Origin of the sequence: Streptomyces sp. NBC_00239, assembly GCF_036194065.1 — a bacterium.
Lineage (GTDB): Bacteria > Actinomycetota > Actinomycetes > Streptomycetales > Streptomycetaceae > Streptomyces.
In genome coordinates, this window is record NZ_CP108095.1 from 763632 (window position 1) to 787047 (window position 23416).

Here is a 23416-nt window from a genome sequence, read left to right on the forward strand (position 1 = left end):
CCGGCTCAGCCGCCGATGCGGGCGACCAGGAGCGCCACGTCGTCGTCGGCCGCCGCCGGGACGAGGTGGGTGATCAGCGAGTCGCAGAGGTGGTCCAGCTGCCGCTGCGGATCGGCGAGCAGGTGCGTCAGCTCGGCCAGCCGCGCGTCGAGGTCGCGGTCGCGGGCTTCGATCAGGCCGTCGGTGTAGAGCACGAGGAGGCTGCCGGGAGGCACCGTGAACTCGGTCGGGGTGAAGGGGACGCCGCCGACGCCCAGGGGTACGCCGGGCGGGGTGTCCAGGAGCCTGACCCGGCCGTCGGGGAGGACGTGTGCGGGCGGCGGGTGTCCGGCCCGGGTGACGGTGCAGTGTCCGGCGGCCGGGTCGCAGACGATGTACAGGAAGGTGGCGAGCATCGGCTCGGCCAGGTCGTCGAGGGCGGCCTCCAGCTGGTTCAGCAGGCGTACGGGCGGGAGGTCCAGGCGCGCGAGCGCCCGGACGGAGGCGGACAGCCGGCCCATGACCGCGGCCGCGCCGATGCCGTGCCCCATGACGTCGCCGATGAGCAGGCCCGCCTTGCCGCCGGCCAGGGGCAGGACGTCGTACCAGTCGCCGCCGACCTCGTTGACGTCGCTCGCGGGGAGGTAGCGGTGGCTGACCTCGATGCCGGGCGGCGGGGTGATGTGCTGCGGGAGCATGCTGCGCTGGAGGATGACGGCGGTTTCGTGCTCCCGGTGGTAGAGCCGGGCGTTGTCGATGCTGAGCGCGGCGCGGGCGGCGAGCTCGCCGGCGAGGGTGACGTCTTCGGAGCCGAAGGGTTCTGCCGGGCGGGTGCGGTAGAAGGTGGCGACGCCGAGCGCCGTTTCCCGGGCCACGAGGGGGGCCATCACGAACGAGTGCACCCCCACGGCGACCAGCTCGGCCGGCTTGGAGGTGTGCCGGGCGGCAGCGGCGACGCTCTGCCCGTCGAGCCGGGCGACCACGAAGGGCTGCCGGTCCGCGAGGGTCTGCGTGTACGGGGCGTTCGCGGGGAAGGTGAGCGTCCGGCCGAGCGGGGCGAGGACGTCGGTCACGGCGGATCCCGACAGCGGGGCCTTGCCCAGGCGCCGCAGGGAGACCCCGCCGGCCAGGCCGCTACCCGGCTCGTCGCCCTGCGCGAGCACGTCCAGGACGTCGACGGTGACGGCATCGGCGAGGCGCGGCACGGAGAGGTCGGCCAGTTCCTGCGCGGTGCGTTCCAGGTCGAGGCTGGAGCCGACGCGGATGCTGGCCTCGCTGAGCATCGCGACGCGGCGCCGCGCCGCTTCGGCTTCGACCTGGTCGCGCTGCTGCTCGGTGATGTCGACGAGGGAGGCGATGACGCCGATCGGCATGCGGGCGGGGTCCTCCACCCGTACGTAGGAGCACGACCACACCCGGTCGCGGTCGGGCGCGGCAGGTGTCCTGCCGACCCGGCGGCGGTCCAGGACCGGCCGTCCGGTCGCCAGCACCTGCAGCATGGCCTCCTCCATCTCGTGGGCGTTCACCTCCGGGAGGATCTCGGCCAGGCGGCGTCCCACGTGCGCCGACTCCGGCAGCCCGTTCATGGCTTCGAGAGCGGCGTTGACCTGGAGGAACCGCAGTTGCGTGTCGAGGATCGCGATGCCGACGGGCGAGCGGGCGAACAGGCCGTCCCACACCGCCGAGGACCCCCGGATGCGCCGTGCCGCGTGGGCGTCGGCGGCGAAGACCAGGACGGTCGCCGTGCCGTGCTGCCGGTCGGACACCGGGGAGGCCCAGATCTCCACTTCGAGGGGATGCCCGTCGCGGTGCCAGGCGGTCACCGTGCCCATCACGCCCCGCCCGGTGGCCGCGGCCTCCCAGAGGGAGCGGCCCAGACTGCGGTCGGCTCCGGGATGGAGGAGGTCGGCGATGTTGCGGCCCAGGATCTGCGGCGGGGCGTAGCCGAGCAGTTCCTGCGCGACCTGGTTCCAGCGCACGACCGTTCCGTCCGCGCTGGTGGCGATCAGCGCGACCGGCAGGGCGCCGAGCCATCCGCCGGCAGCCTGCGCGGCCCCGCTGATCAGTTCGTCGACCGGCATGCGCTCGTTCATCTGGCACCTGTACCCGCCGCCGTGGCCTCGTCGCCCCCTGCGTGGTGCGGTCGCGTCAGGGCTCGGGGCACTCGGGTGGACCGTACGGACTGCGCGTCCGTACGGATCCATCGTCTGCCGGTCGGGGTGGCACCGCCTCCCGGCCGGCGCTGCGGCCCGGCCCCGGCGTACGGGCTCGGCGCGCGGGCTGCGGTGGGCGGGCTCGGCGCGCGGGCTTCGGCGGGCGGGCCGCGGTGGGCTCAGAACGCGAAGACGGCGCTGCCGTTGAGGGTCGCGGACATGACGCAGCCGTTGGAGAAGGTGTACTTCCAGGACACGCGGGAGCCCTGCCACACGCCGTCGGCGGTGACGGTGACCGGGTCGTAGTGCATCGGACACGCCCGGTCCGGGTTCGGGGAGGCCACCAGCAGGTCGAACGCTCCGCCGGTGGAGTTCAGCGCGGCGCAGGCGGCGGCGGGGTCGGGGTGGGTGCCCAGGGCGGTCGGCGCGCAGCTGAGGGTCGTGGCCCGGACGACCGTGGACGTGGCCGCGTCATCGCCCTGCGCGACGGTGAACACCATGGCCGACGGTGCGTACAGGCTGGCGGGCTGGGCCGCGGCCACGCCGGTGGCGCCGGTCAGGCAGAGGAGTGCGGTGGCGGAGACGGCTGCGATGCGGTGACGCACGACAAAACTCACTTTCGATTCAAAGGTGGAACGCGGGACTTGGTTTCGATACCGCGTCCTGACGAGCTCAGACTGGCCGAGCCGAAGGCGCACCGCATATCCAGGGCCGCTTTACGGACAGAGCGTTCAGATACCGGATATCAAATGGCCGTTCGACCAGCTCAGCAGGGGTTCCGCCGCCGCCCGGCGCGGCGCGAACGCGGGCGGGGCCGGCCGCGACCTGCGCGTCCGACCCCGCTGACCTGCCCTCCGCTGCACGCGGTTCACCGAACGGCCACCCAGCTTGTCCGGATACGGCCGCCCGGACGTCCACGCGGTGCGTCCGGGCGGCGCGTCCGGGCGGCTTCCCCTTCCGCCCTGCACGGTCAGTGATAGGCGTGGACGACGGCGTGGCCCTTGCCGCGGCCGATCATCCACTTGTTGACCGGCATGGTGATCACGAAGGCGACGGCGAAGCCGCCCAGCAGTGCGGACCAGAACAGCGCGTCGGACAGATGGGCGTCCATCGCACCGGGGACCAGGGCGATGATGCCGTTGTCCACGAGCTCCATCACCGCGATCGAGACCGTGTCCGCGGCCAGCGCCACCTTGATCGCGCCCTTCCAGTCCAGGCCGGCCTTGCGGACCGCGAACAGGGTGAACGAATAGCCGAAGACGAAGGCCAGGGTGACCGCCAGGACCATCGTCTGGACGTTGCCCCACAGCAGCGCGGTGCCGATGGCCATGCCGAGGATCTCGCCGATCGCGCACCCGGTCAGGCAGTGCAGCGTCGCCTTCGCGGCGGACCCCCAGGTCACGGGGCCCATCCGGTGGACGGCGTGGCCGTGGTGTCCTTCGTGCGCCTCACGCACCTCAGGGCCTTCGTTCGCCTGGTGCGCCGCACCGCCTTCGTGCGACCCGTGCCCTGCGTGGTCGTGCGCGGTGCCGGTGTGGTGTGCGCTGTGATCCATGACCGTCATCCCCATTCCCGTCCAGTGTGACCCCGCTGCCGGAGCCCCACACCGAAAACCATATACCCCCCAGGGGTATTCCGCGAGGCTGCGGCAGCCGGGAACGGGAAGGCCGGGAGAAAAGGCCGGGCGCGGGCCCGGAGATCATGTCAAGATCGCTGGCCAGAGGGGCTCCGCCCGGAGCCGCGCGCCCCCTTCACAGATGCGGGACACCCCCATGCCCACTGCCGTCCGTATCGAACACGCCAACCGGGACTGGGAGCCGGTCGTCGCACTCTTCCGGGAGCTCGTCGCCACGCAACGCGAGCCCGGCGGCTCCTTGGCGATATGGCGCCACGGGGAGCCCAGCCTCGTGGTGCACGGCGGCAGCGCCGACCTCGGACGAACGGCCCCCTGGACCGCGGACACCCTCGTCCAGGTCTTCTCCACCGGGAAGCCGCTGGTCGCGCTCGCCGCGCTGGGGGCCGTCGCCGACGGCCACCTCGGTCTCGACGACCCGGTCACCGCACACTGGCCGGCCTATCGCGACGCGCCGGACCACGCCACGACCCTGCGCATGATCCTCAGCCATCGTTCGGGCAAGCACACGTTCTCGCCCGCCGCTGCCGGCCTCGACCCCCGCGACCACGCCGCGCTCGTGCACGACCTCGAAGCCATGGAACCCCTGACCGCGCCGGGCCGGGACATCGTCGAACACGCCTCCACGTACGGCCATCTCGTCGACGGCCTCCTCGCCGCGGCCGGCGCCCCCTCGGTCCGCGCGTACACGGAGACCCTGTCCGGCCTCCTCGGCGCACGCCTCAGGTTCGGCGTCCACCCGCACGAACTCCCCCTGGTCGCCGAACCCGAGCCCATGGGCACCACGTGGACCGACCCCTACCTCGGACACGAGCTCGGCCGCGCCGCCCTGCTGCGCCCCGCCGCCCTCCTCGACACCGAGACCCTGCGCAGCCCGACGTGGCACCAGACCCCGTTCGGCGCGACCGGACTCATCACCGACGCCGCCTCGCTCGCGCGCCTCTACGACGACCTCGGCCGGCCCGACGGCCACATCGCGCGACTCCTCGGCCCGGAACTCCGGTCCCACCTCTTCACCCCCGCCGCCACCGGCACGGACGCCTTCCTGCGCGATCACGTCCGCTGGTCCCTCGGATTCAAGATCGACGAGAACGGCGACACGGGCATGGGAGGCATCGGAGGCAGCTGCGCCTGGTACTCCCCCGCGCACGGCTACTCGCTCGCCTACGTCACGCGCGGCCTGCACAACCACGACCGCGTCACCTGCCTCGCCGACGCGGTCGAGGACACCCTCCGCCCGGAACCCGGCACCCCTACCGTCGGCTGACCACGCGGAAGAGCACCGTCCGGGCTACGCGCTCATGGCTTCACGTTCGGTTGCGCGGGGCCGTCCCCGGCATCCGGCGCCTCAAGCACGAGGGAGCTCCACCGGCCACCGTCCCGCGGCCGCGGGCAGCGGTCCCGGACCGCGGACGAGGTCCCGCCGCGGGCGACGGATCCCGGGCCGCGGACATGGGCCCCGTCCGCGGCCCTGCGACCGCCCGCAGTTCGCCCACCGGGGTGGATCCGCGCCCTCGGAGGGCGCATCGCGGCCCGTGCCGCGGCGGCCCGGCGCGGGTCCGGCCCGAAGCTACTGCCTGCTCGTTGCCCGTCGCGCATCGGAGGTACGTACGCCCATGATCCGCTCGCACCCCAGACCACCGGAGCGGCGCCGCCGCGTACGAGGCGGCGGGAGGGCCGCCACGGTCCTGGCTGCCGCGACCGCCGGCGCCCTGGCGCTCGTCCTGGCACTGCCCGGCACCGCGCTGGCGGCCCCGGGCGACCCGGACCCCGCCTTCGCCGGTGGCAGCGGCAAGGTCCAGACGTACTTCCCCGACGACCCCGGGCCGTGGGACTACGCCGAGGGGCTCGATGTCGCCCGGCAGAACGACGGCAAGCTGGTCGTGGCCGGCCGGGTCACGGGACCGGGCGTACCGTTCGACATCGCGCTGATCCGGTACCACGCCGACGGCAGCCTCGACACCGGATTCGGCGGCGGCGACGGCCGGGTGACCAGTGACTTCGGGGGCGACGACGAGGCCGAGGCGGTGGCCGTACAGCCCTCCGACGGGAAGATCGTGGTCGCCGGCCGTACCGAGGTGGTGGACGAAGGCGGCGGCTGCTGCTTCTTCTCCGTCGCCCGCTACCTCCCCGACGGCACCCTCGACCAGGGCTTCGGCTCGGGCGGGCTGGCGCGCGTCGAGGCGTTCGGCGGGGCCTCGGGCGCCGCCGACCTGGCCGTCCAGCCGGACGGCAGGATCCTCGCGGTGGGCCTCAGCGGAGGGGCGGGCTTCGCGCTGGCCCGCCTCAACCCGGACGGCAGTCCCGACGCGTCCTTCGGCGGGGACGGCACGGTGGTGGCGGGCTTCCCGCCCGCCTTCCCCGGCGACGCGGGCGGCCAGGCCACCGGCCTGGCGCTCCAGCCGGACGGCAGGTTCGTCGCCGTCGGCTACGTGGGCAACACCGCCTTCGACTTCGGGGTGGCCCGCTACCTGTCCGACGGCAGCCTCGACACGTCCTTCAGCGGCGACGGCATGGCGACCGCGAACTTCGGCGGCACGGACTTCGGGCGGGCCGTGGCGGTCCAGTCCGACGGCGCGGTGGTCGCCGCCGGGTCGACCGACACCGGTTTCGCCCTCGCCCGGTTCACCTCCGGCGGCGCCCCCGACCCCGCCTTCGGCACCGGAGGACGGGTCACCACCGTGTGGCCCCTCAGCACGGCCGTGGCGTACGACATGACGCTCCAGCAGGACGGCAGGATCCTCGTAGGCGGGACGGCCGACGACCCGGACAGCCAGGAGGCCTCCGACTTCGCCCTCGCCCGGTACCTGCCGAGCGGCAGCCTGGACACCGGCTTCGGCGGCGGTGACGGCCGGGTGTACACCGGCATGCTGGGCGGCGAGGAGATCCGGGGCCTGCTGACGCAGCCCGACGGGAAGATCGTGGCCGCGGGCCTGGCCGGGCTCGGCGCCTTCGGCATCGCCCGCTACGAAGGCGGCGCCGGCACCCCGCCGCCGCCCCCGCCGGCGGCGGACCTGTCGGTGACGAACACCGGCACCACGACCGTGAGCATCGGCGACCAGGCGTCGTACACCGTGCGGGTCTCCAACGCCGCGACGTCCACCGCGACCGCTACGGGCGTCACCCTCACCGACACCCTCTCGGGAGCGGGCGGCACCCTCCTGTCGGCGGTCCCGTCGCAGGGCACCTGCACGACCACGGCCACGGGGGCGTCCTGCTCCCTCGGCAGCCTCGCGCGGGGCACGAGCGCCACGGTGACGGTGACGGCCGAACCACGCGCCACCGGCACCCTGACGAACAGCGCGTCCGTCACCGCCACACCGCAGGACCCGAACCCCGCCGACAACAGCGCCGGCGCGTCGACTTCGGTGAACAACTCCCGCGGCTGCACGATCATCGGCAGCAGCGGCGCGGACACCCTGAACGGCGGCTTCGGCAACGACGTCATCTGCGCCCTCAGCGGCAACGACACCGTCCGCGCGAGCTACGGCAACGACACCGTCCACGGCGGGCCCGGCAACGACAACATCGACGGCGGCTTCGGCGACGACACGCTGACCGGCGGCCCGGGCAACGACACCCTCACCGGCTACTACGGCAGTGACCGCCTGACCACCACCGACGGCATCAGCGCCAACGACACCGCCAACGGCGGCATGAACTCCGACACCTGCACCACCGACCCGGGCGACACCCGCATCAGCTGCCCCTGACCGCACCCCGCGCCGGACCATCGGTCCGGCACCCACCCGTCCGGCACCGCCGGCCCGGCCCCCGCGTCCGTGGTGGTCAGGCCGGTACCGGGGCCGCCTTGACGCCCATGACCAGCGAGTAGAGCGTGTCGTTCGCGGTGATGAAGAGGCGGTTGGCGCGCGGTCCGCCGAAGCGGATGTTGGAGACCATGTTGGGCACCAGGATGCGGCCGAGCAGGGTCCCGTCGGAGGCGTAGCAGTGCACGCCGCCGTTCATGGCGGCGGCCCAGAGGTGACCGCGGTCGTCGAAGCGGATGTTGTCGAAGCGGCTCTCCCCGCTCCCTTCGGCGAACACCTTGCCGTCCGAGAGGGTGCCGTCCTCGTGTACGGCGAAGACCCGGATGCGGTTGGCCCGGCTGTCGGAGACGTAGAGCTCGCGCTCGTCGGCGGAGAAGACCAGGCCGTTGGGCCCGCTGAAGCCGTCGGCCACGAGCCGGACCTCGGCGGTGTCGGGGTCGATCCGGTAGACGTTGGTGGATCCGATCTCGGGCTCGCCGCGTACGCCCTCGTAGTCGCTGCCGAGCCCGAAGTCCGGGTCCGAGAACCAGATCGAGCCGTCGGACTTGACGGTCGAGTCGTTCGGGCTGTTGAGGCGCTTGCCCTGGTAGCGGTCGGCGAGCACGGTGATCGAGCCGTCGTGTTCGGTGCGGGTGACCCGGCGGTTTCCCTGCTCACAGGTGATCAGACGGCCTTGACGGTCCATGGTGTTGCCGTTGGGGTGCCCGGCGGGCGAGCGGAAGACGCTGACCGCGCCGGTCGTCTCGTCCCAGCGCAGCATCCGGTCGTTCGGGATGTCACTCCAGATCAGCTGGCGCCAGGCCGGTATGTACAGCGGCCCCTCCGCCCAGCGGGAACCCACGTGGATGGTCTCCAGTTGCAGATCGCCCGCGGCGCACTTCTCCGTGCGGAACCTGTCGTCGAGCACTTCGTACAGCTCGGGGCGGCCGGTGGCCATGTCCGTACTCCTTCGGTCGTGCTGCGCGTCCCTGAACAACATCTTGCTGATCATGAGTATTGCAGGATGAGGTATGGCCGATGCAAGTCCTTTGGTGAACGGATTCGGGCCGCCGCGCCTGCTGTGGTCCCGAGGGGCCGTGACGCCGCGATGCGGGGATGCGGGGATGCCGTCCCGGCCTACCGCACGAGCAGTACGGGCAGTTCCCTCATGTCGTCGAAGACGACCGTCCCGGGCCCGGCCAGCCACTCGGCGGGCGTCAGGCCGCCGGCGTAGCCGAAGGCCCGCATGCCGGCGGAGCGGGCCGCAGCCACGCCGGACCGACTGTCCTCGATCACCGCGCACGCCGCCGGATCCACGCCCATCCGCTCGGCGGCGTGGAGGAAGAGGTCGGGGGCCGGCTTGCCCCGTGCGACGTCCGTGGCGCTGAAGACCCGGCCGGCGAAACGCTCGTACAGGCCGGTGCGGCGCAGCGACTGACGCACCTTCTCGTGACGACCGTTGGACGCCACACAGATCGGCAGCGCCATCGCCGCCAGGCCTTCCAGCGCTTCGAAGATCCCTTCGACCGGAGCGAGCTCCGCTTCGACCGCTTCCCGGTGCCCGTGGACGAGCCGGTCCCACCAGATGCCGGCGGTCTCGTCACCGAGCCGCGCGGCGATCTGCTCGGTGATCGACCGTCTGGAGCGGCCGACGAAGCGATCGATCGCCTCGCCGTGCGTGAGCGGCCAGCCGAGCTCCGCGCCGAGCGCGACCTGGAGGCGCACGAAGATGCGCTCACTGTCGACGAGCACGCCGTCGCAGTCGAATATCACGAGTTCCGTCGGATTGATCATCCCCGCAGCGTAGGCAGCGTCACCTGCGAGGCGTGTCGCGCGCGCCGGGGCGCGGATCGGGTGGGCACCGGGCGAGGATCGGGGCATGGGCATGGTGCTGCCGGTCGTGTGCGCGCTGTTCGCCGCGCTCAGCAACGCGCTGGCCACGGTGCTGCAGCAGCGTGCCGCCCTGACGGTCCCGCAGTCCTCGGGATTCCGTCCGGGTCTGATCCTGGACCTGATGCGCCGGCCGGTGTGGGTCGCGGGCATCCTGGCGGTGATCGCGGCCGGGGTGGGGCAGGCGGTGGCGCTGGCGACCGGCCCGCTGTCCCTCGTGCAGCCGCTGTTCGTCCTGGAACTGCCCCTGGCGCTGTTGATCGCGTCGCTGCTGGTGCGGCAGCGACTGGGCGCGGCCTCGTGGGCGGCGGTGGCGTCGGTGGTGGCCGGGCTCGGCCTGGCGCTGGTGGCGGCCTCGCCCGCGGGCAACCGTACGCACGTGCCCGTGGACCGCTGGGTTCCCGCACTCGTCCTGTGCGCCGCGGCCGTGGCGGCCCTGGCGCTGGCGGGGCTGCGGCGGCCCCCCGGCCGGGCCCGGGCCGGGTGCCTGGGCGCGGCGACCGCGATCTGCTACGCGCTAACCGCCGGCCTGATGAAGTCCTCGATGCACATCCTCGACGAGGGCGGGCTCGGCGCCTTCCTGACGACCTGGCAGACGTACGCGTTCGGCGCGACGGGCGTCTGTGCGCTGCTCCTGCTCGAGCACGCGATGCAGGGCGGCCCGCTGGTCGCCTCCCAGCCCGCGCTCACCCTCGGCGACGCGGGCGTCAGCTTGCTGCTGGGCGTGCTGCTGTACGAGGAACACGTACGGGCGGGCTGGTGGCTGGCTCCCCAACTGCTGGGCGTCGCCCTGGTAGCGGCCGGGGTTTTCGCCCTCGCCCGGGCCGGAGCAGGAGCCGGAGCAGGAGCCGGATCGGAGGCAGGAGCGGCCGGATCCTGAGGCGTTGTCAGCCTCCTCCGCGATTGCCGGGACCGGCCGGTCCTGCGGCCAGGATCGATTGTCAGTGGTGGGTGCGAAGGTAGGAGTATCAAGTCGGAACGACGGGGAGCGGCCATGTCCGGAAACCAGAACTACATCAATCACGTTGCTCTTGTGCTGGATGCCAGTTCGTCGATGTCGCACCTGAGCCGTAAGGTCGTCGACGTCGCCGATCAGCAGATCGCATATCTGGCTCGGCGTTCGCAGGAATTGGACCAGGAAACGCGCGTCACGGTGTACGTCTTCGCCGACAAGGTGGAATGCGTCATCTACGACAAGGACGTGCTGCGCATGCCGTCCCTCCGGCAGATGTACCGGGTCGGCGGCATGACGGCCCTGCTCGCGGCCACGCTGAAGTCGCAGCGGGAGCTGGCGCAGACGGCTCAACTGTACGGCGACCACAGCTTCCTGACGTTCGTGCTGACCGACGGGCAGGAGAACGCGAGTCACCGCTGCCCGGGCGCCCCCGCCAGGAACCCGGCCGAACTGGTGCAGGCCGTCTCGACGATGATCGACACTCAGGACGACAACTGGACCCTGGCCGTCCTCGTGCCGGACCAGATGGGCAAGCGCGAAGCCATGCAGTGCGGTTTCCCGAAGGACAACATCGCCATTTGGGACGCCACGAGCACGCAGGGTCTGGAAGAGGCCGGGCAGGTCATCCGTGAGGCCACCGAGAAATTCATGGTGGGCCGCACCAAGGGAATCCGGGGATCGCGCGCGGTGTTCTCCACGGGCGCGGACGCGATCAACAAGGACACCATCAAGGCGGCCGGTCTCACCCCGGTGAATTCTTCGGAATACCAGCTGCTTCCCGTCGCCCGCGAAGCGGCGATCCGGGACTGGATCGTCGAATGCGGGCACACGTACCGCACCGGTTGCGCGTTTTATCAGCTGAGCAAGTCGGAGAAGATCCAGGCGCGGAAGCAGATCGCGGTGCTGGAGAAGAAGACGGACCGGGTGTACTCGGGCCCGGAGGCCCGGGCACTGCTCGGCCTGCCGGACACCGAGGTCCGGGTCAAGCCGGACCACAACGACGACTTCACGATCTTCGTGCAGAGCACCAGCGTGAACCGGAAGCTGGTCCCGAGCACGCGCCTCCTGCTGATGACCTGACGCGCCGATGACGGCGGCCCGCGGGCGTCGAGATGTGGCCCGCGGGCAAGCGCGTCATCATGGCGGGAGGGCCGGCGAGCCTCGCGTGAGGCCGTCGGGCCCGCGCGCGGCAGCGCGCCCGAGCCGGGAGGTGGCTCCTACGCATGGACGAATCGCGCAGGGCCTGGGTGGCGGTGGGGATCGTGATCGCCGTGATCCTCCTCGACCTCGCGGCCATCATCCTGATGAACACGGTCTGAGGACCACGGTCAGAGGAACACGGGATGAGGAACACGGGATGAGGAACACGGCCTGACGGGCGCGGGGCCGCGCCGGCCAGGGCGCGTCGACCGCCCGCCGTGCGAGGGCGCGGCGGCGCTCGTTGAAGAAGGGGCGAAGTGCGATGCGTCGGGCCCTGCTTATGCTGCCGCCGTGAACGACAGCACGCACGACATACGGATCAGACCAGGCGGCCCGGCCGACGCACCGGCCATTCTCGACATGCTCGACTCCGCGGTGGCCTGGATGAACGCTCGCGGCAACACCGAGCAATGGGGCACGACTCCGTACTCGCAGAAGCCCGGCGGGGTGACACGGGTGGAGCGGTACACGACCGAGAACACCCCGTACGTGGCGGAGTGGGACGGCACACCCGTCGGAGCCCTGGTGCTGGACTCCGGGCCCAGCCCGCAGATGCCCATCGCCCCCGCCGGGGAACCCGAACGGTACGTCCGCCTGCTGGTGTCCCACCGGCGGTACGCCGGCCTCGGGATCGGCGCGGCCCTTCTGGCCCACGCCGCCGAGGAAACCCGAAAGGCCGGCGTCGCACTCCTGCGAGTGGACTGCTGGGCAGGCGGCGGGGGCGAGCTGGTCGCCTTCTACGAGCGCAACGGTTTCACCCCCACCGAGCCGTTCCTGTCCGGGTCCTGGCCGGGACAGGTACTGGCCCGTCGGGTGGACTGACGGCGCGCCCGGCAACGGCCCCGCGCAAGTCGGTCAACTTTTGTGGGCGCGGGGCGAATCCTTTCGGCGGGTCCGGATCTCCTATACATGTGCCGACGAACGTCGGGACGGGATTCAGGAGGTCCTCGTGCTCATAGTCATCGCCATCGCCGCCGGAGCCGTGTTGCTCTGCACGTGCAGCTACGTCGTCCTGCGCAAGCGAAAGCACGCCCGTGGCTGAGTCGTCGTGGCCGGGTGAACAGCTGGTGGTCGCCGCCCAGCGGGGCGACGTCGATTCGATCACCGCGCTGGTGTCGGGCTCGCACCCGAACGTGCGGCGGTTCGCCCGCTCGCTCTGCGCCACTCCGGAGGATGCCGAGGACGCGGCCCAGGAAGCCCTGATCATCCTCTATCGCAAGATCGGGATGCTACGGGCGTCCGGCGCGCTCGCGTCGTGGATGTTCCGCATCGTCCGCAACGAGTGCCTGCGGCGCGCACGGACGTCGCGGGTCCACGCGCCGCTGCCGGATACCGCCGAGCGCTCGGCCGAGGACGTGGTGCTGGAGCGCATCGAGGCGGGGGCGGTGGCGGCCGCCATCGCCGCTCTGCCGGCCGAGCAGCGCCGCGTACTGATCATGCGGGACATCCAGGGCCACAGCGGACGCATGGTCGCCGACGCGCTCGGCCTCAGTACCGCCGCCATGAAATCGCGTCTGCACCGCGCCCGTACGGCGGTTCAGCAGTCCCTCCGTGTCACACCCGAACCTGCGTTTGGAGGCAGCCATGACAACGACCAAGGCCGACGGCCCTGACTTCGCGAGTGCGTCCTTGCCCCGCCACCTCGTCCGGGGCCTGGTCGGCTTCGGCGGCCTGATCGGCTCGGTGGCGCTCCTTCCGCTCACCGGACCGGTCAGCCTGCTCCTCCTGCCGGTCGGCGTACTGGCTCTGCGCGGCTGCCCGATGTGCTGGACCATCGGGCTGATCCAGACCGTCTCGCGGGGCCGGTTGCAGCGGAGCTGCGAGGACGGCCAGTGCACGCTGGCCGTCGCGGATCGGACGCACCGGGAGCGGCCGGCCGAATCGCTCTCCTTGTAGCAGCGGGGGGCAGCGGAGGGCGGTGTGGCCGAGAGCGGGCCCGGGGCGCCCCGGCCGGGCCGGCCGGCGTCGCGGTCTCGGTCAGTCGCCGCCGCCACCGCCGCCGCAGCCTCCGCCGCCCCCGCACGATCCTCCTCCGCCGCCGCACGAGGACGAGTCGTCGCCGCCCCAGAAGCTGCTGCCACCGCCACTGCCGCCGCTCCAGAAGCCGCCCCCGCCCTTCCGCTTCTGGCCGCCCGTCGCGGCGCCGAGCAAGCCGATCGCGAGGACCCCGGCCATGATCAGGAAGTCCGGCATGTGTGCCCCCAGAGGTGTCGGTCACGCGTGCGGTCACGTGCGTGTTGGGGGGACGATGCCCGCCGCGGGCCGTCGGCGGAACCCGACTTGAGCGAGTTCAGAGCTTGGGCCGTACGCCCCGGCGGTCGCGACCGGCGTGGGTTCAGTGTCGTACGGGCTTCCAGCCGAGGCGGTCGCGGGCCTTGGCCTGGTTCCAGCACCGGCCGGAGTCGTCACCGGTGATGTGGAAGAGGTCGTAGCCGGCGCGGTGCTCCAGCGCGGCGAGTACGGCCCGCGCGAGGTCGCCCGCCGCGAGCGCGGGCAGCGGTGTGCCGTCGGCCGCCCGGTGTACCGAGGTCGAGGCGCCGGGCAGTGCCCACAGCGGCCAGGCCTCGTCCGTGGTGGGCCAGGCCAGCCGGAGCACGGTCACCGAAAGGTCCCATTCGCGGGTCGCGGCCTCGCACACCTGCTCCGCCAGGCGTTTCGTGAGCCCGTAGAGATCGGTGGCGTCGGCCGGTACGGACTCGTCCAGGGGGCGGTCGACGAAGTCCCGGTAGACGGACAGGCTGCTGAGGAACACGACGTGCCGGACCCCGGCCTGGTGCGCGGCCAGCAGCGCCAGGTGCACCGAGGACACGTTGACGTCGAACGCCCGCGCCGCGTAGGCGAATCCGTCGTCGCCGACGGGGGCGATCGCGGCGTGGACGACCACGTCGACGCCGTCCATGGCACGGGCCAGTGCCGCCGGATCGTCGGCAGTTCCCGGCACGTGCTCGCAGGGGCCCTCGGGAGGTCGCGGGTCCAGTACGCGCACCTCGTGCCGCTCCGCCAGAGCCGGTGTCATCAGACCGGCCACATACCCCGAACCGCCAATCACCAGTACGCGCATGACGCGAAACTAACAGGCTCAGACCGCCCGGCGCGTGGCCAAGGCCATGATGAAGCAGGCCGAGGAGACCAGCGCGGCCGCGGCGCGGACGTGGTTGCCCGCCGTCCAGACCCGCACGTAGTCCAGCCACGGCTGAACGCTGCCCGGCGCGGACGGATCCAGGGCGGCGAGGGCGTCGTTGCGGGGGATGTGGAAGGCGACGGTCCAGAGGAAGGAACCGATGAGGTACGCCAGTGCCCCGGCAAGCAGCCAGCCCGACCCCGGCTGTCTCCAGTGCGTGACCGAGTGGACGCCGGACGCGAGGGCGAGGGCCGCCGCGCCCATGAAGGCACCGAGGAACAGCGGGTTGATCACGGCGAGGTTGATCTGCTGCATCGCCGCGATCCCGTCCTTCGGGGGCAGTGCCCCGAGGGCGCGCATCACGCCGGTGGAGAACGCGTAGAAGACTCCTGCGACGAGCCCCGCGGCCAGGGCGGAGAGCAGGACCAGGGAGAAGGTGACTTTGTTTTCCATGTCCCCATCACACCGGAGGCGGCGCGCCGGGGACATGCTCCAGAGGCTCGGTCGGCTGTCCGTCCGTCTTACCCCGCGGACGGGAGGTGACCACCCGTGTACGGCGGCCGATGGCACACCGGTACAGCGATGGCGGGCCACCGGCCGAAAAGCGACCGCCAACCCGGAGGTCGCGTTCCACAACCCCTGGCCGCCCGGGCCGCGGCCGCTCCCTCCCCCGGGGCGCCGGGCCCGCGCACTCCAACGGGGGTGTGCGCGGGCCCGGCGGTCGGGGCGGGAGGCACCGGGTCACAGCGGCTGGAGACGCCTCCGCAGGAGGCAGAACTCGTTGCCTTCCGGGTCGGCCAGGACGTGCCAGCCCTCCGTGCCGTTCTGGCCGACGTCGGCGGGCCTGGCGCCGAGGTCGAGCAGACGCGCCAGCTCGGCGTCCTGATCGCGGTCGGTGGGGTTGACGTCGATGTGCAGGCGGAGCTTCCCGGCCCGGGGGGCGCCGCCGGGGCTGAGGACGAGGGTGGGCTGAGGGCCGCCGAAGCCGGCGTCGGGCGGCCCGATCTCGATGCTTCCGTCGTCCTCCCGGCCGAGTTCGACGTAGCCGAGTACCCCGCTCCAGAAGACGGCCAGCCGTTCGGGGTCTGCGCAGTCGATGACCAGTTCGCTGATGCGGCATGCCATGCCCGCCAGTGTACGGACGCGGGCCAGGCGTGACCGGGCGCGACGACCCGGAGGAGGGGTCTAGTTGAACGGCTCGAGGGTCATGAAGGCCTCTTGCGGGTTGCCGTCGTGGACCAGCGACTCGTGGGCGCCCACGTCGTCGAAGGCGAAGCCGTAGGCCTTACCGTCGGCCATCTGCCCGTGGATGATGCGGGAGTAGTGGTTGGTGACGGCATCGCGGTAGAAGCCGGCGCCGTTCGGGTCGGGCTGGTGGGGGTTGGTCAGGAGCGTCGACCGGTTGTACCCCGCGCACAGCGTGCGGGAGATCGGACCGCGCACGAGGTCGTTGGGCGCGTCCAGGAGCTTGTAGCAGCCGAAGACGCTGTCGGAGTCCGGTTTCTGGAAGCTGGTGACGACCGCTCCCGAGCTGTTGGTGAAGTTCATGACGTTGCCCGAGACGCGGCCGAAGTACTTGGTGTTCGGCTGGTTCGCGAACGGCGTCACGGTGAGCGTGCCGGAGCCGTACGTGCTCCAGACCCGGTTGATGTAGTCGTCCATGACGCCGGCCGGGATGCCGCCCGCCTCGATGCCGTGGCCGGGCGAGAGCGCGCGCAGCGGCGTGCCGTCGGGGCGGTTCTGGATCAACCCGCCCCATCCCGCCGAACGCAGCTGGCCGAAGACGGCGTTGTAGCCGCCCGGCTTGAGCCGTCCGGTGGTGGCGACCGTACCGTTGGCCGCCTTCACACCCACCGCGTAGGGAGCCGAGAACATGTCGACCTGGGTGCTGTTGATCCACAGGCCGGCGTCGTTGAGCGTGTACTCGGACCAGTTGAACAGGATGTTGCGGTTGGGGTCGGAGGGGTTCTGCACGGCGGGCTGCACCAGGCCGCCCGTGGTCAGCTTGAAGACGATCTTCTGGCCGATGGAGAAGTAGACGCGTCCGGAGAACTTGGGCATCCGGATCGTCTTGCTCTGTCCGTTGGCGGGACCCGTGATCGAGGCGTCGGGCGCGGGGGTGGGGGGATTGCCGCCCGCGGGCCAGGGGTGGAAGGTGCCGTTGGCGTCGGCCCAGCCCTGTTGGCCCGTCGTGAGCAGCGTGCCCAGGTTGTAGATGTAGACCGGCTCGGCGCGCCCCGAGCTGTTCTTGATCGTGAGCGGGATGGTCGCGGGTACGGCCTCGGCGGAGGGCGACGGACCGAGCAGTGTCAGGCCGGCCGCGATCACCAGCCCCGAGATGCCGGAAGCAACCACTTTCGATAAGCGGAGCACGGCTCTCCTCCTTGGGTGGGGGGATCCTGAGAGCGCTCTCAGAGTCCGGCTCCGGCCATCGTCTGTCAATGAACCCGACAGAGCCCCGACGCCCGGATCCCCCTGCCCTCACCGGACCGGTGCAGGACCGGCACCGGATCCGCGGGATCGGCCCGGGCTCACCTGCGTCCGCCGAACTCCCACGCGTGCAGCTCGACTTCGGCGTACGCGTCCGGGGTCAGGGCGGCGCGCGCAGTGTCGGGGTCCGGGGCCCGGACCAGCGCGGCCGTACCCAGCCAGGTGGCGCCGTCGTCGGACAGCAGCGGCCCGTACGCGATCAGGTCGTCCCGGCCGGGCGGCACTTCGAGGTCTGCCGCCTTCCCCGTGCCGAGGCCGAGGACCAGCCACCGGTCGCCGTCGGTCCGGCCGCCGGGGAAGTCCCACATGGTCCGCCCGAGCAGGTTGCGCCACCGGTGCAGGAGCACGTCCCGGTACACGCCGGCCTGGTAGCCGGGCTCGTCGAACGCGAACGCGCGCGCGGCGGCGGCATCGGGCAGGTCGACGATGTGCACGCTGCCGCTGGGTGCTTCGCCGCCGGAGACGAAGGTCGGGCCCCGGGCGATCAGCTCTTCCTCGTACCGGTCCATGTACGACCAGTGCCGTTCCAGCAGCTCCATGCGCAGAGACATCGATCCCGGGCGGTCGCGGTGATAGCAGAAGAATTCCATGAGCCGGACTCTCCCCGACAACCAGCCGTGGATCAACAGGATCCTTCCGCCACCGCCGTCCCCGCCGGACCCCGGCCGCCGACCGCGGCCGCCTCGCCACATCAGCCAACGATCCGATGATCCTCGGGATTTCGACCCGAATGCGCCCCGGCCGAAAGCCGTCCCGACGGTCAAAGCGTGTTGGCCTTTCCGCCCCGGATGGTCGGTGAAAGCATCGGCAAAACATCCGCTCCTCTATCGCTCTGGCCGTGAGGCCTTGAGGAGGACCATCGAATGTCGAAGGTTGGTCTGTGCGCCCGCTTGCTGGCCGCACTGCTGCTCATGCTGGTGGGGGTGGCTGCCGGCACCACTTCCGCCCACGCCGCCACCGAGGAAATCACCGTACGCCTGTACCGGGTTGTCGAGCTCTCGTGTGACGAGGGAGCCGGTGAGGCGTGCGGAAACGACTACTATCCGAAATTCGAAATCGACCATCAGGGGCTGTTCGACGGAAAGGACGACTACTGCTGTGCCCACGGCGGCGACTTCAGGACCAATTGGGTCCGGACGGCGACCGTGGACACCAGTCACAACCCCGTCGACATCCACATGGAGCTGTGGGACCAGGACGACCTGAGTGCCGACGACCCCATCAGGTGGGTCGGCTCCGGCAATTCCCTGGACCTGAAATTCGATCTGACCACCTGCACGTTCACCGGTGGTGGTCTGACCCGCCAACAGGGAGCGGAAGTACCGACCCTCGCCGGGGAGAGCGAGGGCACCGGGGAGGACACGGCCCGGGGGTACTTCTCCATCACCACACCGTCCTGCATCAACCTGGCGAACAGCGCGGACAGCGACGGCGACGGCCTCATGAACACGTGGGAGGTCGCCGGCCGGGGCTACGACTTCGACGGTGACGGAAACGTCGACCTGCCGCTGGGGGACGCGCCGTACGGTGCCGTCCCGTACCGCAAGGACCTGTTCGTCGAAGCGGACTACATGACCGCGACCAAGCCGCAGGCCGGGGCTCTCGCCGACGTCGTGAAGGCGTTCGCCGAGGCGCCGGTCGACTCGTATCCCGATCCGTCGGATGCGAGCAAGACCAAATTCCGGGGCGTGAGCCTCCACGCCATGGAAGGCGAAGCCGTCACGACCGTGGCGTCCTTCCTGTGGCGCACCAACGGCCCCGGCGCGCTGGACGACTTCAACGACCTCAAGAGCGGTAATCCGACCGCTCCTTGTGACGGGTTCTTCGGCGCGGCAGCCGACCGTTCCAGCCCGAACTGCGCGAACATCCTCGGCGCCAAGCGCGCGTCATTCCGCTACATGATCTTCGGGAACAGTTTCTCCGAGGCGCCCAAATCGTCCGGCAGTTCGGAGTGGACCGCCACCGCGCCCCGGGGCGGCAACGACTTCATCGTGACGCTCGGCACCTGGGGCACCGGGGCGATCGCCAACGCCGGGGGACGGAGGAACGCCGAAGCCGCCACCTTCATGCACGAGCTCGGGCACACGCTCGGCCTGGGTCACGGCGGCGACGACGCCACCAACTGCAAGCCCAACTACCTCAGCGTGATGAACTACACGCTCCAGTTCGCGGACGACGACCCCTCCCGACCCCTCGACTACAGCAGCACGGCCAAGGGCACGGCCCTCGGGACCACACCGGCCACGGTGCTCAACGAGGCCGGCCTCAACGAGAACAACGGCGTGTACGGGACGCCCGCCAACCCCGCCCGCAGCACGATCTACGGGGTGGGCGGCAAGGTCCGGGTCGCACCCGCCACGAACGGCCCGATCGACTGGAACGGGAACGGCAGCACCACGGAAACCAGCGCCCCCGCGGACATCAACCGCATCACGTCCGTCAATGACTGCAAGGACGTCAAGCCCAGCGAGTCCCTGGACGGGCACGACGACTGGGCCAACATCCAGTACGACCCGCGTCTCAACGCCGCGTTCTTCGCCGACGGCGCACGGCCGGACGTGCCTTCGGAGCTGACGGAGCAGGAGATGCTCGCCAAGTCGCAGAAGGCCGACCTGGCGATCGCCAAGTCCGCCGACCGCGCCGACGCGGCCGGCGGCGACACCGTGCACTACACGACCACCGTGACCAACCTCGGACCCGGCACCGCCACCCACATCCACGTCGACGACACCCTGCCCGACGGCAGCACCGAGCAGCGCTCGCCGGCCGACCTGCCGAACGGCGCCTCCGTCGCCGTCACGCCGGCCTTCAGCTACCTGGTGCCGTGCACCACGGCCGACGGCACGGTCCTCACCAACCGCGTCACGGTCACCGGCACCGACACCGACGGCGTGCCCGACCCGTACACCGACGACAACACGGCGCGGGCCACCACCACCGTGCACGCCCCGGTCCTGACCGTGGACAAGACGGCCACCGGCACCGTCAACGCGGGCCAGGCCATCACGTACACCCTCACCTACGCGAACACCGGCAGCGGCGGTGCCTCCGGGGTCACCCTCACCGACACGCTGCCGGCCGGCGTGTACTACAGCCCGGCGCTCGACCTGGGCTCCGGCCCCAAGCCGAGTTCGGTGACGCTCAACAACGACGGCACCCGGACCCTCGTCTGGAACGCGGGCAGCCTGCCGGCCTCGTCCGGCGGGCAGATCGTCTTCACTGCGCGGCCGACGCTCCTCGCACTGGCGGGCACCACGTACACCGACACCGTGTCCGTGAGCTACCGGAACGCCGCCGGGGCGTGCACGTTCGCACCGGTCACGGACTCGGCCACCACCACCATCACGGTCGTGCCACCCACCCGCGACCCGTTGTCCCAGGGCTTCTGGAGGACCCACGAGGCGCTGTGGACCGCCGAGTTCCTGGCCCGCATCCAGGCGACCGACCAGCGGTACGACACCGACGGGAACGGGGCCCTGTCGCCCGCCGAGGTCGCCGGGGCGTTCACCGACAGCAACGCGCCGAAGAGCATCCTGGGCAAGCAGCTCATCGGCGTCTACTTCAACCTCGCGGGCCGGCGCATCAACGCCGGCACGGCCATCTCGTCGAGGACGACGCAACTGCTCGGCCTGCACACCGTGCGCGACGCCGTGATCTACGCGCAGGACACCCTGCTCCTGCCGTCGAACCCCGCCAACGCGCAGCGGTACAGCAGGATCATCGGCGTGCTGGACGACATCAACAACAACAGGATCGAGCGGTACTGACACCCGCTCGCCGGCCGGCCCTCCGCGGCAGCCGGCTCCGAGGCCCCGTACCCGTGCCCCACCGGCCGGGTACGGGGCCTCGGCCCTGATCAGAGCGTCCTACTATGGGGCCCATGTCCTCCACGCCCTCACGCGTCGAACTCTGCCCGCTCACCCTCGCCGACCAGGACGAGTTCTGCTCGCTGGTCAGGGCCAGCACCGCACTCCATTTGCCGTGGATGCAGTTGCCGGCGACCGCGGACGCCTTCCAGGACTGGATGGGCCGCTTCGCGGACGGCACCAACCGGGGCTTCCTGATACGTGTCCGGGAGACCGGTGCGGCGGCCGGCACGATCAACATCAACTCGATCATCAGGGGCCGCTACCAGGGCGCATCCCTCGGCTACGCGGCCTTCGCCCCGTCCGCGGGGCGGGGTTACATGGCCGAAGGGCTCGCCGCCACCCTGCGGCACGCCTTCGACGACCTGCGGCTCCACCGGCTGGAGGCGAACGTCCAGCCTGCGAACAAGGCGTCCCTGGGCCTGGTCCGGCGCCTGGGCTTCCGTTACGAAGGTCTGTCGCCCGCCTATCTCTACATCGACGGGGCCTGGCGCGACCACGAGCGGTGGGCCATCACCGCGCCCACTCCCTGGACGCCCGACCCGTCACTTCCCGAGATCTAGGCCGGGTGGACAGGAAGTCACGGAACACCCGTGCGGAGCGCGGGTTCTCGGTGCACTGCCACACGCCGTGCGGGCAGTAGTCGGTGATGCTGTGGTACAGCGGCTTGTGCTCGGCGATCCATTCCAGCATGTCCCGCATGTACGCGGGGTTGTCGCCGTTGCGGAACAGCCCCCACTCGGGGTACGAGATCCGCTTGCCGTGCGCCCTCGCGAAGTCGACGTGCTGCCGGAGCCCGTACCGCTGGGTGACCTGCTCGTGGAAGCTGTGTCCGGGCGGCTGGTCGTAGGAGTCCATGCCGACGATGTCGACCACGTCGTCACCGGGGTAGCACCTGGTCCAGGCGATCGCGTCAATGCCGCGGTTGGGCGCGAAGTCGAACCGGAACCGCTGCCCCCGGACCGTGCGCATGGCGGTCACGATGCGCCGCCAGTACTCCTTCCAGCTCTCGGGGTCGGGCTTGCACCGGTGGGTGTACTGGAAGCCGTTCATCTCCCAGCCGAGCACGATCACCGTGTCCGGCACCCCGAGGGCGACCAGCCGCCGGGCCAGCCGCCGGAAGTGGTGGTCGTACGCGCCTTCCGCGCCGGCACGCAGCAGCTCGGCGACCTGGTGGTCGGGGACGCCGGCCTCGTTCCGCGCCAGCATGGGCACGTTCAGGACGAACAGCCGATCGGCTCGCGCCGTGCGCCACCGTGCCCAGCTGCTCAGGGAGGCGGGTGCCCCCTCGATGTTCGTCCAGGTGTCGCCGGGCAGGTAGGTGTGCCCGGCCCGCAGCTCGGCGCCTCCGAGCCAGTGCGAGAGGTCCCGCATCCGGGCGACTCCGGGCGAGCCGTAGTGCAGGTAGGCACCCACCGCGGTCCGGGTCCCGACACCGGTGCTCCCGGCGCCGGTGGTGCCGGCCGCCGTGCTGCCGGTGGCCGTCCTGCCGGTGGTCTCTTGCGGCGGCGGGGCGAGGGAACCCCCGGTGGCGATCAGGCCGGCCACGACCGTACCGATGCAGGCGCCCGCCAGCCGGCGGCGTCGATGGGGCATGACCTCTCCAGACGCTTCGCGAACCCGATGTGTCCGGGAGCGACGTTAGACAGCTCATCCCCCTCACGGCCTGTCCGGAGCCCCTGTGCTGGGCCATACGCGGCAGCCGTTCGGCCTCCCCTGACCCGACCGGGTGAAACCGGCCCCTCCTACCGGCCCCTCCTGACCACGGCCCCCCGGACCCCCCGGGATTCACATGTGCGGCATGCCGTAGTACTTGGCGAACTGCTCCAGGTAGCCGGAGTCCCGGGGCTGCGTTTCGCGCTCGAACTCGGGCGCGTCCTTGATCTGGTCCTTCGTACGGTTGACGTGGACGGTTTCGTTCTCGCGGTCGACGCTCCCGATGGTGCTGGCCGGGAGCAGGACGTGCTTGCCGAAGATCCATACGCCGGTGTCGACGACGAGGTAGCCGGCGCCCGCTTCGTCGGTGTGTTCGTCGACCTTGCCGATGCTCCCGTCGGTCGCCTCGACCTTGTATCCGATCAGGTCGGTGCCCGTCTCGTAGCCGGACTCGGCCCGGTAGCCCCAGATGTCTGCGTTCGTCATGGCTGCTCGCCTCGCTCGGTCGTGCTGCTCCGTGGCGCCTACCCGCGCCGGGGCGGCGCACGCACCGTGGCGGGCGGGGCGGACCGCGGCGAGCGGTCGGGCGGGCCGGGCTCGGCTCGGGGGCCCGGCCGGCGCCCCGGGGGTTTGGGGGCGGGCTGAACGGAAAGGCGCCGCGTACGGGAGGCGGAGGCCGGAACGAGGCTGCCGTTGTCCGCCTCCCGGCCACTGCGGCGTGCCC

Annotated in this window: 22 protein-coding genes; 9 read left to right on the forward strand and 13 right to left on the reverse strand. The window is 71.5% G+C overall.

Annotated features, from left to right (window positions below; all coding sequences use genetic code 11):
* Window positions 1-5: 5 nt before the first annotated feature.
* The 3 genes from OG764_RS03460 to OG764_RS03470 form a co-directional block, all read right to left on the reverse strand.
* Window positions 6-2072, reverse strand: coding sequence for a SpoIIE family protein phosphatase (locus OG764_RS03460; RefSeq protein WP_328966879.1), 2067 nt, complete (start codon window positions 2070-2072; stop codon window positions 6-8).
* Window positions 2073-2311: 239 nt separating this feature from the next.
* Entirely contained in the window at window positions 2312-2737 is a 426-nt protein-coding gene (locus OG764_RS03465) for a subtilase-type protease inhibitor (RefSeq protein WP_328966880.1), read from the reverse strand.
* Window positions 2738-3102: 365 nt separating this feature from the next.
* The gene (locus OG764_RS03470) at window positions 3103-3687 is read right to left on the reverse strand and encodes a DUF4396 domain-containing protein (protein WP_328966881.1); all 585 of its coding nucleotides are present in this window, start codon (window positions 3685-3687) and stop codon (window positions 3103-3105) included.
* Window positions 3688-3904: 217 nt separating this feature from the next.
* Here OG764_RS03470 and OG764_RS03475 point away from each other — a divergent pair, with 217 nt between their 5' ends.
* Together OG764_RS03475 and OG764_RS03480 are read left to right on the forward strand one after the other, a co-directional pair.
* Window positions 3905-5032 carry a serine hydrolase domain-containing protein gene (locus tag OG764_RS03475; protein WP_328966882.1) on the forward strand — a complete coding sequence of 376 codons (1128 nt, stop codon included), beginning with the start codon at window positions 3905-3907 and terminating at the stop codon, window positions 5030-5032.
* Window positions 5033-5381: 349 nt separating this feature from the next.
* Window positions 5382-7478: a calcium-binding protein gene (locus OG764_RS03480; RefSeq protein WP_328966883.1), complete on the forward strand. Its 2097-nt coding sequence runs from the start codon at window positions 5382-5384 to the stop codon at window positions 7476-7478.
* Window positions 7479-7554: 76 nt separating this feature from the next.
* On the opposite strand, the gene OG764_RS03485 is transcribed toward OG764_RS03480, so the two are convergent.
* Complete coding sequence (locus tag OG764_RS03485; RefSeq protein WP_328966884.1) at window positions 7555-8472, reverse strand: SMP-30/gluconolactonase/LRE family protein; 918 nt, start codon at window positions 8470-8472, stop codon at window positions 7555-7557.
* Window positions 8473-8651: 179 nt separating this feature from the next.
* A complete protein-coding gene (locus OG764_RS03490; protein WP_328966885.1) occupies window positions 8652-9308 on the reverse strand; it encodes an HAD family hydrolase in 657 nt (218 codons plus the stop codon).
* An 85-nt stretch (window positions 9309-9393) separates the two neighbouring features.
* On the opposite strand from OG764_RS03490, the gene OG764_RS03495 reads away from it, so the two are divergent.
* The 5 genes from OG764_RS03495 to OG764_RS03515 all read left to right on the forward strand — a co-directional run bounded on the left by OG764_RS03495 (window position 9394) and on the right by OG764_RS03515 (window position 13455).
* Complete coding sequence (locus OG764_RS03495) at window positions 9394-10284, forward strand: DMT family transporter (RefSeq protein WP_328966886.1); 891 nt, start codon at window positions 9394-9396, stop codon at window positions 10282-10284.
* Window positions 10285-10398: 114 nt separating this feature from the next.
* Window positions 10399-11439, forward strand: a complete 1041-nt coding sequence (locus tag OG764_RS03500; RefSeq protein ID WP_328966887.1) for a vWA domain-containing protein — start codon at window positions 10399-10401, stop codon at window positions 11437-11439.
* Between the two features lie 411 nt (window positions 11440-11850).
* Entirely contained in the window at window positions 11851-12381 is a 531-nt protein-coding gene (locus tag OG764_RS03505; protein WP_328966888.1) for a GNAT family N-acetyltransferase, read from the forward strand.
* Window positions 12382-12593: 212 nt separating this feature from the next.
* A complete protein-coding gene (locus tag OG764_RS03510; protein ID WP_328966889.1) occupies window positions 12594-13172 on the forward strand; it encodes an RNA polymerase sigma factor in 579 nt (192 codons plus the stop codon).
* Complete coding sequence (locus OG764_RS03515; RefSeq protein WP_328966890.1) at window positions 13144-13455, forward strand: hypothetical protein; 312 nt, start codon at window positions 13144-13146, stop codon at window positions 13453-13455. Before OG764_RS03510 ends, OG764_RS03515 begins: the two co-directional genes overlap by 29 nt.
* An 81-nt stretch (window positions 13456-13536) precedes the next feature.
* On the opposite strand, the gene OG764_RS03520 is transcribed toward OG764_RS03515, so the two are convergent.
* The 6 genes from OG764_RS03520 to OG764_RS03545 form a co-directional block, all read right to left on the reverse strand.
* On the reverse strand, window positions 13537-13752 hold the full coding sequence (locus tag OG764_RS03520) for a hypothetical protein (protein WP_328966891.1): 216 nt from the start codon (window positions 13750-13752) through the stop codon (window positions 13537-13539).
* 142 nt (window positions 13753-13894) lie between these two features.
* Window positions 13895-14620, reverse strand: coding sequence for an NAD-dependent epimerase/dehydratase family protein (locus tag OG764_RS03525; RefSeq protein WP_328966892.1), 726 nt, complete (start codon window positions 14618-14620; stop codon window positions 13895-13897).
* 18 nt (window positions 14621-14638) lie between these two features.
* Window positions 14639-15133, reverse strand: coding sequence for an anthrone oxygenase family protein (locus OG764_RS03530; protein WP_328966893.1), 495 nt, complete (start codon window positions 15131-15133; stop codon window positions 14639-14641).
* A 288-nt stretch (window positions 15134-15421) separates the two neighbouring features.
* The gene (locus tag OG764_RS03535; protein ID WP_328966894.1) at window positions 15422-15805 is read right to left on the reverse strand and encodes a VOC family protein; all 384 of its coding nucleotides are present in this window, start codon (window positions 15803-15805) and stop codon (window positions 15422-15424) included.
* A gap of 60 nt (window positions 15806-15865) precedes the next feature.
* A complete protein-coding gene (locus OG764_RS03540; RefSeq protein ID WP_328966895.1) occupies window positions 15866-17053 on the reverse strand; it encodes a glycoside hydrolase family 64 protein in 1188 nt (395 codons plus the stop codon).
* Between the two features lie 158 nt (window positions 17054-17211).
* A complete protein-coding gene (locus tag OG764_RS03545; protein ID WP_328966896.1) occupies window positions 17212-17760 on the reverse strand; it encodes a YciI family protein in 549 nt (182 codons plus the stop codon).
* Between the two features lie 273 nt (window positions 17761-18033).
* Between OG764_RS03545 and OG764_RS03550 the strand changes: the two genes are divergently transcribed.
* Both OG764_RS03550 and OG764_RS03555 read left to right on the forward strand, forming a co-directional pair.
* Entirely contained in the window at window positions 18034-20937 is a 2904-nt protein-coding gene (locus OG764_RS03550) for a DUF11 domain-containing protein (protein ID WP_328966897.1), read from the forward strand.
* Window positions 20938-21050: 113 nt separating this feature from the next.
* Complete coding sequence (locus OG764_RS03555) at window positions 21051-21599, forward strand: GNAT family N-acetyltransferase (protein WP_328966898.1); 549 nt, start codon at window positions 21051-21053, stop codon at window positions 21597-21599.
* On the opposite strand, the gene OG764_RS03560 is transcribed toward OG764_RS03555, so the two are convergent.
* Complete coding sequence (locus tag OG764_RS03560; protein ID WP_328966899.1) at window positions 21550-22632, reverse strand: glycoside hydrolase family 26 protein; 1083 nt, start codon at window positions 22630-22632, stop codon at window positions 21550-21552. The two genes, OG764_RS03555 and OG764_RS03560, sit on opposite strands and share 50 nt — an antisense overlap.
* Before the next feature lie 192 nt (window positions 22633-22824).
* Window positions 22825-23178 carry a PRC-barrel domain-containing protein gene (locus tag OG764_RS03565; protein ID WP_328966900.1) on the reverse strand — a complete coding sequence of 118 codons (354 nt, stop codon included), beginning with the start codon at window positions 23176-23178 and terminating at the stop codon, window positions 22825-22827.
* Between the last annotated feature and the right edge of the window lie 238 nt (window positions 23179-23416).

Coding starts and splice junctions, on each gene's coding strand:
- OG764_RS03460 (WP_328966879.1), bottom strand. CDS start 2,072: ATGAACGAGCGCATGCCGGTCGACGAACTGATCAGCGGGGCCGCGCAG.
- OG764_RS03470 (WP_328966881.1), bottom strand. CDS start 3,687: ATGGATCACAGCGCACACCACACCGGCACCGCGCACGACCACGCAGGG.
- OG764_RS03475 (WP_328966882.1), top strand. CDS start 3,905: ATGCCCACTGCCGTCCGTATCGAACACGCCAACCGGGACTGGGAGCCG.
- OG764_RS03480 (WP_328966883.1), top strand. CDS start 5,382: ATGATCCGCTCGCACCCCAGACCACCGGAGCGGCGCCGCCGCGTACGA.
- OG764_RS03485 (WP_328966884.1), bottom strand. CDS start 8,472: ATGGCCACCGGCCGCCCCGAGCTGTACGAAGTGCTCGACGACAGGTTC.
- OG764_RS03490 (WP_328966885.1), bottom strand. CDS start 9,308: ATGATCAATCCGACGGAACTCGTGATATTCGACTGCGACGGCGTGCTC.
- OG764_RS03495 (WP_328966886.1), top strand. CDS start 9,394: ATGGGCATGGTGCTGCCGGTCGTGTGCGCGCTGTTCGCCGCGCTCAGC.
- OG764_RS03500 (WP_328966887.1), top strand. CDS start 10,399: ATGTCCGGAAACCAGAACTACATCAATCACGTTGCTCTTGTGCTGGAT.
- OG764_RS03515 (WP_328966890.1), top strand. CDS start 13,144: ATGACAACGACCAAGGCCGACGGCCCTGACTTCGCGAGTGCGTCCTTG.
- OG764_RS03520 (WP_328966891.1), bottom strand. CDS start 13,752: ATGCCGGACTTCCTGATCATGGCCGGGGTCCTCGCGATCGGCTTGCTC.
- OG764_RS03525 (WP_328966892.1), bottom strand. CDS start 14,620: ATGCGCGTACTGGTGATTGGCGGTTCGGGGTATGTGGCCGGTCTGATG.
- OG764_RS03530 (WP_328966893.1), bottom strand. CDS start 15,133: ATGGAAAACAAAGTCACCTTCTCCCTGGTCCTGCTCTCCGCCCTGGCC.
- OG764_RS03535 (WP_328966894.1), bottom strand. CDS start 15,805: ATGGCATGCCGCATCAGCGAACTGGTCATCGACTGCGCAGACCCCGAA.
- OG764_RS03545 (WP_328966896.1), bottom strand. CDS start 17,760: ATGGAATTCTTCTGCTATCACCGCGACCGCCCGGGATCGATGTCTCTG.
- OG764_RS03550 (WP_328966897.1), top strand. CDS start 18,034: ATGTCGAAGGTTGGTCTGTGCGCCCGCTTGCTGGCCGCACTGCTGCTC.
- OG764_RS03555 (WP_328966898.1), top strand. CDS start 21,051: ATGTCCTCCACGCCCTCACGCGTCGAACTCTGCCCGCTCACCCTCGCC.
- OG764_RS03560 (WP_328966899.1), bottom strand. CDS start 22,632: ATGCCCCATCGACGCCGCCGGCTGGCGGGCGCCTGCATCGGTACGGTC.
- OG764_RS03565 (WP_328966900.1), bottom strand. CDS start 23,178: ATGACGAACGCAGACATCTGGGGCTACCGGGCCGAGTCCGGCTACGAG.